Here is a 9,465-nt window from a genome sequence, read left to right on the forward strand (position 1 = left end):
AATCCATGCGCAATAATATATTTTTCACATCATTAAATGCCTGGGTGGCGGAACTGGTAGACGCAAGGGACTTAAAATCCCTCGGTGCTTAGCACTGTACGAGTTCAATTCTCGTCCCAGGTACCAAATAAAAACAAGGGGTTACGGCAAAAAGCCACAACCCCTTTTTTATTGCCTCCAAATCCCATGTAAGCACTATGTAAGCAGCAGGAAAATTTTTTGCCCGTGTAATCAAAATGTAATCAGTCTTTTTTTTTAACCTGTCTGCTTGTCCGGGTCTCTCCCAGGCACAAAAAAAGCCCCCGGGTTTTCCCAGGGGCTTCATGGTGCCGGTACCGGGGTCAGGTTATCAATTAATCACCAACCGTGGTTCTGGCCGCGTTCAAGCGTTCTTGTGGGTCCCCATGCGTCAACGAATCAACCCGTTCTGATTTCGGAAGCTGGCCGGTGGCAATGATCTTTTTCATGACGGAAATCCGGTGTCCCATCGACAAAATCTTGTGGGATTCGGCTCCCTCGGATCGCATTGCCTCAAATTCGGTTTCAAGACAAGTCAGTTCTTCCATGGCATAGTCCCGGATTTTTGCGATGTCGACATGTCCGGCAATAAGTGAGCTTATTGCCGGTCCCAGGTTGATCCTGTCCAGGGGTGGGATGTCCATCTTTTGGATGTTCGAAACGGCTCGTAAGGCTATAATAGGGTGGTTTAATTCTCTTGCAAGCTCTAATTGCGCCTCCGGTCCCATGGTTTCCAGGGCAGCACATACGGCACCCATGCCCGGCCGGGTGTCATTGGTCGCCCACGCTTTTTTAATCAATGCTTTCATGGGGTCCGCTTCCCTGGCCCTGGCCGCTTCGAAGTGAGCCCGGCCTGATCTGATCTTGTCAAGGTTCGCGTCAAGATGCCCCTGATATTTCTCCCGCACCTGGGCCTCACGTTCTTTCCGGATGCCATCTCTCAAACCCGGATCAATCTTTTTAAGCTCGGTCTCCATCTGTGCGGACAGGTTCCGGAAATTTCGAATAGCGGCCATTGTATCATCTTTCATCGTGTTTCACCTTTTTTTAAAATGGGTTACCTGAAATCCAACCAAAATCACTTGGCCGGGTCTGGTCTTCTTCTGTGGGCTCCCGGGTGGTAGTCGGGTATTGCTCCGGTGCTTTTTTGATTTTTCCGGCATCCAGGGTATTGGGCCACTTGTGCTTGACTGTTTGCTGTGCGGTCCGTTGCCGGTAGCTGTTTACGGCTGGTAATTTCATAGTCCCCTCGTTTTTTTCAACACAGGTATTTGCTCCCGCAACTGGTCAAAAATCGAAACCATGGCCTGGTCCGGTGGTTCGCCCTCACCCGCCATCGCCAGCAGGTTTTCGACCACAAAATGGGTTTCTGGTCGTGCTGCTTGGATTGCCTCATCCGAAAGTCCAGAATCAAGCAGGATGTCCACCAACGCCTGGTTTAAAATTTTCATCTTTGCAAGGATTTCACGCGCCGTTTCCGGTTCCCCCGACCGAAGCGCAAGCAACCATGACAGGGCATGTCCCCGCAGATCGCATTCGGTGGCAAGACTTAAGCCCGTGATCGCATCGAAAGACCCACGGAACATCAAATCCGGCCCTGAATAGGTCTTTCTCGGGCAGGTGTCCGCCAACCGTAAATACTCTGCTTCATCGCCCCGCGCTTGAGCTTCAAACGCCAGGCATAGCCGCTGCTTCGGGGTCAGGTGTTCCAGCAGGTTTTCATTAATTTTCATTTATTGTCGCTCCTTTGGATTTTTAGCGCCCGCTCCATCGCTTCGAGCCGCTGTTCCAGGTCCTCATCTGTAATGATATCCTTTAAAACATTTGTCAGATAACCCAGCGCCTTGGCCTTGTTAACGTCAATTTCGTCTCTGTACAGTTCATTGGCAATCTTGCCGACAAACCGCCTCAAATCCGATAAACTCTTGAGGGAAAGCCCTCGTGCTTTTGCCATACTTTCTCCTAACTTCCTGTTTTTGTTAACTAATTGGTATCGTTCCCGATACGTCTTTTTTTTGGTGTATTTTTCGGCCTTTTGTCCAACGGATATATGACATCCAGTCCCTGTGCCGGTGGGTGGCATCGCCCACAAATTATTTTTGAATCTGGTTCGTTTTTTCTCCACCATGCGTTTTCCCCGCAGGCCCGGCAGGTGTCCGGTTCCACACTTTTCCCCAGTTTTACGGAAAAGCCAAGTCTTGGCCCCTCCTGAACTTTCAGGAAACCTGCCAACTCTGACAAGATACTTGCCTTGTTCTCCCGGGCAAACGTTAAAACCTCCTGCCGGGTTTCATCAGTTAGGCCAGACAATCCTTTGAGATTCAAACCACCTTCTGGGGTGGCGTTGACTTGAACGCCGCGATTCTCAAAAAAAAGAATCATAAGGTCACCTCATCGGGATAAGCCGCATACTTGCAATTGTTCCCACACTCTGGTGGTACAGTGGCAACAATGGCAACACTTCCGCTTAACGCCCCGTCATTGCTGGCTTTAAACTGTTGCCGGTCAGAATCCCCCCCGGCAACACTTGGGCAGGTATCGGCAACACTTTCACAACTGTTGCCACTGTTGCCGGTGTTGCAACTGTTGCAGGTGTTGCCACTGTTCCCTTTATTTATATAGGTATATTTCCCATAACCTTCTTTTTTGAGTGTTCCTTCCTCACACAGCTTAGGCAGGTTTTTTCTCACATACTGGTGATCCAGGCCGGTGGCTTCCGTGATCTGTTTTGGGGTCATGGGTCCATCAGCAGCCTTGAGACAGTCAAACAGCTTTTGCCGTTCATCGGTTGACTTGATATCAACGGCTTTCCCGGTGATTTTCCATGAGAACATTATGGGATCAAAATCAAGGACATATTCTTGCTCCTCGACGTCTCTCCCCCTCAAAGAAAGTATCATCTGCCCGGCCGTGTTGCGCCGCATCACCATCAGGCTATCCGCAGCGCCGGTTAAACCCAGGGTGCCGGAAAAAGTGTCAAAGACGTCATCACCTTCCATTTTCCGCAAATGATGGACAATCAAGACGGCCACTTCGTGCTTGTCGGCAAGGCGTTTCACGGTGTCTATGACTTGATAATCATCGGAATATAAATTGCCGTTGCTTTTGGATGGCGGCCGAATTTTTGCCAGGGTATCAATTACAAGGAGTCTGGTATCTGGATTGTCCGTCAAGACTTTGTCAAGGGCTCTTGCGCCGCCTTCGCCAAGTCTGGGCCATTCGGTGAACAGTAATAAGTTTTTCGGTGCCGGGTCGTATTCAAGCATCTTCCCAATGCGATCCTGCAATCTCCGCTGAACATCTTCCAGGGCCAAATATAAGGTGGTTCCGCGCTCAACCGGGACACTCTGCATTGCCTTGCCGCCCAGGGCAATTTGAAGGCATAAATTAAGCGCCAGGATTGATTTACCGGCTTTTGGTTTGCCGCCCAGGATAGTCAAACCTTCTGGCAATACTCCCTTGACAGCCCACTTGGGATCTGGGAAAACCTTTTCCAGCAGGTCCGAAGCACTGATACCGTCCGGGATTTTTACGCCATCATCCGGGCCAGGTGCCACGGCATTGTCCAGAACATTTTTCACGGCATCCAGACCGGCATCAATCGCCATGTCGTTGAAATCTCCTATGGTGCCAGGGCAGGCGAACAGAACCTTGTATTTTCTGGCCGCTGCCGATCCCACCCGCTGCCCATCGCCGGACTTGTCATTGTCGCCTGCAACAATTTTTCTTGAGTCTGGATATTTGCCAACCGCCCAGGCCAAAACAGGGTCAAGGTTGCCTTTACTGCCGCAACAAAAAACCATTGCGCCGTTGGCATGGTGTATGCTCCACCCGGTGGCGCAACCTTCGCAAAAAATAATGGTATCCTTGCTGCCCTCGATGATGTGGGCCGCGCCCTTGAACCCCCGGTTGTTATTTTTGACCTTGCCTAGAAAATTTTTTACACCTTCCGGGTTAATGAATTGGATTGTTTGAAGATGCCCTTCACTATCCTGGAAAGGCAAAACCCAATTGCCGTGCTTGTCCTGAAGTATTTTGTCCGGTCGAATCTGTTTTTTTTCGGTGTAAGGGTGGCTCCCAACTGGTATGGCCTGCTCGATAAGGAATTGCGCCATGGGTTTTTTTGCGGCTCTTTTTTCCTTGAGATAATTTCCCCGGAAATCGCACCTAAAACAGTGATAAGCGCCGGTGGTGGTATTCACGCCCAGGGTGTCACGCTGCTTGCCTTCGCATTTCGGACAGTCGCCCCGGACATCTCCGGCAGCATTAGGGGTTTTTCCGGCAATGGCCGCTTGGATAGCTTCAATCATCGCAGCCCCCTTTCGCTTGATTTTTCGCGCCGGTGGTGGTATTATTTTTATTGACAGTAACACTTTTTTGACCCGGTTTGCCGTTCCCCTCGGCTTGCCGGGTCGCTGTTTTTTCAGCCATTGTTACGCCTCGCTTGTGTTCTGTCTTATCCGGGATTCAATGAAGGCTTCCAGGTCCGCCAGGCGATATCTGACAGCCTTTCCCATTTTCACCATTGAAGGTCCGCCGCCTCTGACGGCCCAGGCTTCCAGGGTCGATTTTTTCAAGCTCAGGTAGTTTGCTGCTTGTTCACGAGTAAGTAAATTGGATTGAATTGACTGTGCCATGTCTTGACTCCTTTTGTTTGAGATCATGGCATGATGATAGACAGAATTGACACACACGTCAAGAAAAAGTGCCATGTAATCAATATGTTACGTTATTTGATTAAGTATCGTTTGCATGGTGCTGGGCAAAAAAAAATTATTGATAGCTTGCTGGTTTCACCTGTCGCATTTTTCGCTGATAGGCTGCATGTTCGCCAGACTTGACACGCGCCCGGTGGTGGTAGCTGAGTCGGCATGTGTCGCAACAAAAGAGTTGTTTTGGACGATTATAAATGAACCAATTAAAACATTGCGGGTTTTTGCACAACCTTGCTTTTTTGATTACAGCGCCCTGGTTTTCAACAAAGGTTTTCAGATAGTCAAGCGCCAGAACATCTTCGATGAAAAAAGAGGCTCCCCCCTGGTAGGTCAACTCCGCAACCCACGGATTTTTATCGTTGGATACCCCAATGCGCGCAATCTTCAGGGTTTGATTCAAAATATCCACGTCCGGCCCGTCTTTGGTGGTGCGGCCCATACGCTCAAACCATTCCTGCATGACATCTTCAAAATGGTTAAAAAAGCGGTCGTATCCTTCGATATCTTCCGGCGTAACAACATCACCGGCCCCGCTTTCAATCAAATCGTCGCAGAAAGATGAACGCTCAAGAAAAAATATCCTGCCCGGGAATGCCTTTGAATCAAAGTGGTTCTCATACCCCTGAGCATACCCAGCCACTGACCACTTGATACTGTGCCTCTTGAAAAGGGTCAGAAGTTCGTCAACGGTCCACGATTTGACGTTAAGAAAATCGAGTAAAAGTTTCATGCCCTTTGCCTCGCGGTATTGATATCAACCACGTTATCCGCTTCCGCAATCTTGCCTTGACGCTCGATCCATGCCGCTATTTTCTCAACTTCTCCTTTGAACCGGGTCAGGTCGCTTGTGTTTTTGTACTGGATTGTGATATCGGTATTTTCCAATTTGTGGCCCATCAACAGCTTTGCTGTGATAAAATCCACGCTCGCGTTTTGCTCCTCAGTGATTAAAAGGAAGGTTCGCCGCAGGTCGTGACAGGTGATTTGTTCCCCGATTTCATCAGATAGCTTTTTCATGGTGCTCCTGGCATCGGTTACATGGCCGGTTTTCCCAGATCCATAAAAGACAAACTCATTTTCCCTTGGCCGGGCTTCCAGAATATCACTGGCAGCACTGGCCAGTGGAAAGGTAACGGGCCGCCTGTTTTTGGGGTCCGGTAACGTCCAGGTGCCTTTTTCCAGGTCCACGTTATCCCAGGGCAGGGCCGCAGCTTCATTAAACCGGCATCCGGTCAGCAGAAGGAACAGACACAAATCCGCCGCCGCCCGGCCCGGTGTTGTGGCCCACTCCCGCAGTTTGTTCAAATAGTTGTATGCCCTGCCCACCTTCTCCGCTGGTATCCGGGAATTTTTGGCCGGTACGTGTCCCCAATGGTTTTTCAGTGCCTTCACTGGATTGTCAGGAAAAACCACAATATCCGCCTGCTCCTCCGCCGTAAAGTTGTATATGGCCCTCAGTATCCGAAAAGCCTGGTTCGCTTGTGCTGTGGATGTTTTGGCCGCCTTCTGGTAACGCTTTTTTACCATTTCCCTGGTGATCTCAATAATAGGGATGTCTTGCCAGTCTTTGAATGTCCGGCCCACATGCTTGGTGATATCCTGCTTGCTTGAGTCTTTCAGCGGTAAACGCCCCTTGGTTCGCTTCTCCCTCTTGTATATCTCAGCAGCAGCCCCCAGGGTGATACCCTTTAATTTCTGTTGCTTTTTCACCATTGCCGGGTCTGTGCCCATTGCCATGTCCTGCAACTGTTTTTTGGCTTCCTGCCGGGCTTCCTGAAGGGTAAAAACGCCGTGTCGCCCGATAGTAACGCGCCGGTCCTTTCCATTAACCCGGTTTTGGACAAAATAAGACTTGGCCCCCTTGGTCAACCGGATACCAAACCCCTTGATTTCGTCATCCCAGATAAGTTCTTGGCCGGATTCTGGATGCTCCAAATTTTCAATAAATTTCTTGGTGAATTTTGGCATGGCGTTTCTCCCCGTGTAAGCACTATGTAAGCAGATTATTTCAAAAACCATCAAACAACATGGGATCAAAATAAACCAAAAGCCCTTTAAAGTCAAGCATTACCTTACTTACATCAACCCCATCAAACGCCATATTATAGCTATACATAGGACTTAAAATCCCTCGGTGCTTAGCACTGTACGAGTTCAATTCTCGTCCCAGGTACCAATAATATCAAGGCTTTCAGCGTTTCAGTTGCGAGCCTTTTTATTTTGGATGCGGTCACTGTGCCTGAAATTGTGCCCAGCTGATTTTTTTTGCCTAATCCGGTAACCTGTTCACATGAACAGAACTCAAGTCAGCATATATCGTGCCTGCCGTCCCCAGGTTACTCTTTTTGTAGAGTCTGGAATCAAAAACACCCTGACAAAAATTTAAAAATCGGCATCGGAAAAATATATTAAATTAAGGCAGTGAATTTGGGGATTGACAAGCAGACACAATTCCATTAAAAAAAGGGCTCTACGCCGGAGTGGTGGAATTGGTAGACGCAGAGGACTCAAAATCCTCCGGCCTTCGGGCCTTGTCGGTTCAAGTCCGACCTCCGGTACCAGCTTCCAGGAAGGGTTTTGGCTATTTTAGATAAAAAGTCAAAACCCTTCTTTTTTTAAAATGATCTCCTTATTTTGTATTCATTCCTTAATACCGGTGGATATAAAATCTTCCTTTTTTGGATTCTTTATATGAAGTACCTTTGCAATCTCGGACCTGTACTGATATAATTTGGACCCATGAATATCGAACTTTCTGACAATTTTTATTTTTCAAAGGGTTCTGCCCTGGTACCGGTTATTGTCCTGCTGTTGGTTATAATACTGTTGACAATGCCCTCGTGTCAGGTTGGACAAGCCTCCTATCCTGATCCAGACCTTGTCCGTTTCCAGAGCCGCATTATAGATTACGGTTCACGGATCAATCCGAGCTTTAAAAAAAAGGTACGCACCAGGACCCGGCTGATCATCGTGCATACTTCCGAGCTGGAACTGGAAAGTACTTTAAGAGTGGTTTCCAGAGGCAAGCGGTTTGAAAACGGCCGGACCACACCCGGCGGGCATGCCAATTATGTTATTGCCAGGAACGGGACGGTTTACCGGATTCTGGATAAAAAATACCGGGCTGACCATGCCGGCCTGTCCATGTGGGACGGGAGGTCTGATGTCAGCGATATCTCCGTGGGCATCGAATTTGTCGGCTACCACGATGCCCCCTTGACCACCAGTCAATACACGTCTGCGGAGATGCTGCTGTTGATGCTTAAACGGGCCTATGGACTTCAGGATAAAGATATTCTGACCCACAGTCAGATTGCATACGGCAAACCCAATCCATGGTTTTCCAACAATCACAGAGGGCGTAAACAATGTGCGAAAAATTTTGACAGAACCCGGGCAGGACTCGGGCCAACCTGGCCTTTTGATCCTGATGTCAGGGCTGGTCGCCTTACACCGGATCCCATGCTGGCTCAGGTGTTTTATTCGGCTTCCGGTGCTGTTGCTTATACAGGCAATACGGCGTTTCAAGTCTTGAAATCCGATGTCATTTCTAAACGAAATCCTGCCTGGGCCATTGCCGGTGACGATTATAATGCCTCCAGCACGGTCTATGTGCTGCCTGGCGGAAACACCCTGGCGGGTGACAGGGTTGCCTCAAGTTTGGGCTGGGACCGTTTGCCCGTGGGCACAAAGGTATTGCTCAACCAGCAGACGGCACAAGTTCGGCAAGAGGCTAAAGACATCATAAAAATCATTTCCGGACGGATGACCGCCAGGTGCCATGCTGGAGAGGCTTACCATGCTGCCTCCACCATTTATTTTCTTCCCTCGGATCGGATTTTGAGGGGATGTGCAATTTCGGACTGGGATGACCTGCCGTCAGGTACCCGTCTGGTGGTGGGGTATAAAGGCCCTTTTATCATAACAAAAGATAAAACGGCCTATGGGATAGCCGGTGCAAAGTTTAAAGATCCCGGAACCGTTTACCATATTCCGGGCCGGGGTCCGGTCCAGGGCAACAGGATTCCGGATTTCAAGGATTTGCCTAAAGGAACAGGTGTTTACCTCCCAACCGCGGGTTAATGGCAGGAAACCGGCAATAGCTTTTTTTCCGATTCCTTATCCTCCCTTACACATAATTGATATGGGAAAACTTAAATCCCGCCACGGCGGGCATTTGTGTCAAAGCGAAAACGGAAATATTTCAACTGCCTGGAATCCCGGCATAGGTTATGATATAAAATATGCGGCTGTGCTCGGTATCTTTTAATGAAAGATTAACGGCAACGGTTTGGATTTTTAACGGATTTGATGTGGGCTGACCGATTATGACCGTGTCGGCCGTTGTTCATAAGTACTTATTCCAGGAAAGTATTATTTAGCGTGGAAAATAAGAATTATAGCTTAGATAACAATCTTTTGTGTTTGAGAACCGAATGCGGAGAGTATCAATTTAAGATTGGTGGGGAGATTGGGCAGGGTGATGCCGAACGTATTGCAACGGTGATGATCGCTGAAATGGAGAAAGCGGACAAGACCTTTGACGGACAGAATAAGCCCAATGCATATGTCAAACTGCTGCTGGCCAATCTGAACCTGGCAGATCGGTATGTCAGGCTTCGAAACAGATATGATGAACTGCTTAAAGCCCATGAGCCTCTCAAAATACCTCCCGGTGATCCTGTTGTCGATCTGCCTGCTTCTTTAGAGTCAATACCCTTAAAAACGGATG

General features: G+C 48.8%; 11 protein-coding genes, 2 tRNA genes and 1 pseudogene. 4 read left to right on the top strand and 10 right to left on the bottom strand.

Annotated features, from left to right (window positions below; translation table 11 throughout):
- Nucleotides 1-38 precede the first annotated feature (38 nt).
- Nucleotides 39-126, top strand: a tRNA-Leu gene (locus AB7U36_RS12035).
- Between the two features lie 227 nt (nt 127-353).
- On the opposite strand, the gene AB7U36_RS12040 is transcribed toward AB7U36_RS12035, so the two are convergent.
- The 10 genes from AB7U36_RS12040 to AB7U36_RS12085 form a co-directional block, all read right to left on the bottom strand.
- Nucleotides 354-1,049, bottom strand: a complete 696-nt coding sequence (locus AB7U36_RS12040) for a hypothetical protein (protein WP_428160017.1) — start codon at nt 1,047-1,049, stop codon at nt 354-356.
- Between the two features lie 16 nt (nt 1,050-1,065).
- The gene (locus tag AB7U36_RS12045; protein ID WP_428160018.1) at nt 1,066-1,260 is read right to left on the bottom strand and encodes a hypothetical protein; all 195 of its coding nucleotides are present in this window, start codon (nt 1,258-1,260) and stop codon (nt 1,066-1,068) included.
- The gene (locus AB7U36_RS12050) at nt 1,257-1,751 is read right to left on the bottom strand and encodes a hypothetical protein (RefSeq protein ID WP_428160019.1); all 495 of its coding nucleotides are present in this window, start codon (nt 1,749-1,751) and stop codon (nt 1,257-1,259) included. The genes AB7U36_RS12045 and AB7U36_RS12050 overlap by 4 nt, the downstream gene beginning before the upstream one ends.
- On the bottom strand, nt 1,748-1,972 hold the full coding sequence (locus AB7U36_RS12055; RefSeq protein ID WP_428160020.1) for a hypothetical protein: 225 nt from the start codon (nt 1,970-1,972) through the stop codon (nt 1,748-1,750). Before AB7U36_RS12055 ends, AB7U36_RS12050 begins: the two co-directional genes overlap by 4 nt.
- 29 nt (nt 1,973-2,001) lie before the next feature.
- Nucleotides 2,002-2,400, bottom strand: a complete 399-nt coding sequence (locus AB7U36_RS12060) for a hypothetical protein (RefSeq protein WP_428160021.1) — start codon at nt 2,398-2,400, stop codon at nt 2,002-2,004.
- Nucleotides 2,397-4,328 carry an AAA family ATPase gene (locus AB7U36_RS12065; RefSeq protein WP_428160022.1) on the bottom strand — a complete coding sequence of 644 codons (1,932 nt, stop codon included), beginning with the start codon at nt 4,326-4,328 and terminating at the stop codon, nt 2,397-2,399. The genes AB7U36_RS12060 and AB7U36_RS12065 overlap by 4 nt, the downstream gene beginning before the upstream one ends.
- Nucleotides 4,321-4,449 (bottom strand): hypothetical protein, encoded by a 129-nt coding sequence (locus tag AB7U36_RS12070; RefSeq protein WP_428160023.1) that lies wholly within the window; start codon nt 4,447-4,449, stop codon nt 4,321-4,323. The genes AB7U36_RS12065 and AB7U36_RS12070 overlap by 8 nt, the downstream gene beginning before the upstream one ends.
- A 2-nt stretch (nt 4,450-4,451) precedes the next feature.
- A complete protein-coding gene (locus tag AB7U36_RS12075; RefSeq protein WP_428160024.1) occupies nt 4,452-4,655 on the bottom strand; it encodes a helix-turn-helix transcriptional regulator in 204 nt (67 codons plus the stop codon).
- A 136-nt stretch (nt 4,656-4,791) separates the two neighbouring features.
- Nucleotides 4,792-5,463, bottom strand: coding sequence for a hypothetical protein (locus tag AB7U36_RS12080; RefSeq protein WP_428160025.1), 672 nt, complete (start codon nt 5,461-5,463; stop codon nt 4,792-4,794).
- Complete coding sequence (locus AB7U36_RS12085) at nt 5,460-6,701, bottom strand: tyrosine-type recombinase/integrase (protein ID WP_428160026.1); 1,242 nt, start codon at nt 6,699-6,701, stop codon at nt 5,460-5,462. Before AB7U36_RS12085 ends, AB7U36_RS12080 begins: the two co-directional genes overlap by 4 nt.
- A gap of 506 nt (nt 6,702-7,207) precedes the next feature.
- Here AB7U36_RS12085 and AB7U36_RS12090 point away from each other — a divergent pair.
- From AB7U36_RS12090 to AB7U36_RS12100, 3 genes and pseudogenes are all read left to right on the top strand, one after another.
- A tRNA-Leu gene (locus tag AB7U36_RS12090) sits at nt 7,208-7,294 on the top strand.
- 178 nt (nt 7,295-7,472) lie between these two features.
- Nucleotides 7,473-8,816 carry an N-acetylmuramoyl-L-alanine amidase gene (locus AB7U36_RS12095; RefSeq protein WP_428160027.1) on the top strand — a complete coding sequence of 448 codons (1,344 nt, stop codon included), beginning with the start codon at nt 7,473-7,475 and terminating at the stop codon, nt 8,814-8,816.
- A gap of 342 nt (nt 8,817-9,158) precedes the next feature.
- Nucleotides 9,159-9,465 (top strand): annotated as a pseudogene (locus AB7U36_RS12100) (DNA translocase FtsK); the annotation flags it as partial.

The organism is Desulfobacter sp. (assembly GCF_050177295.1).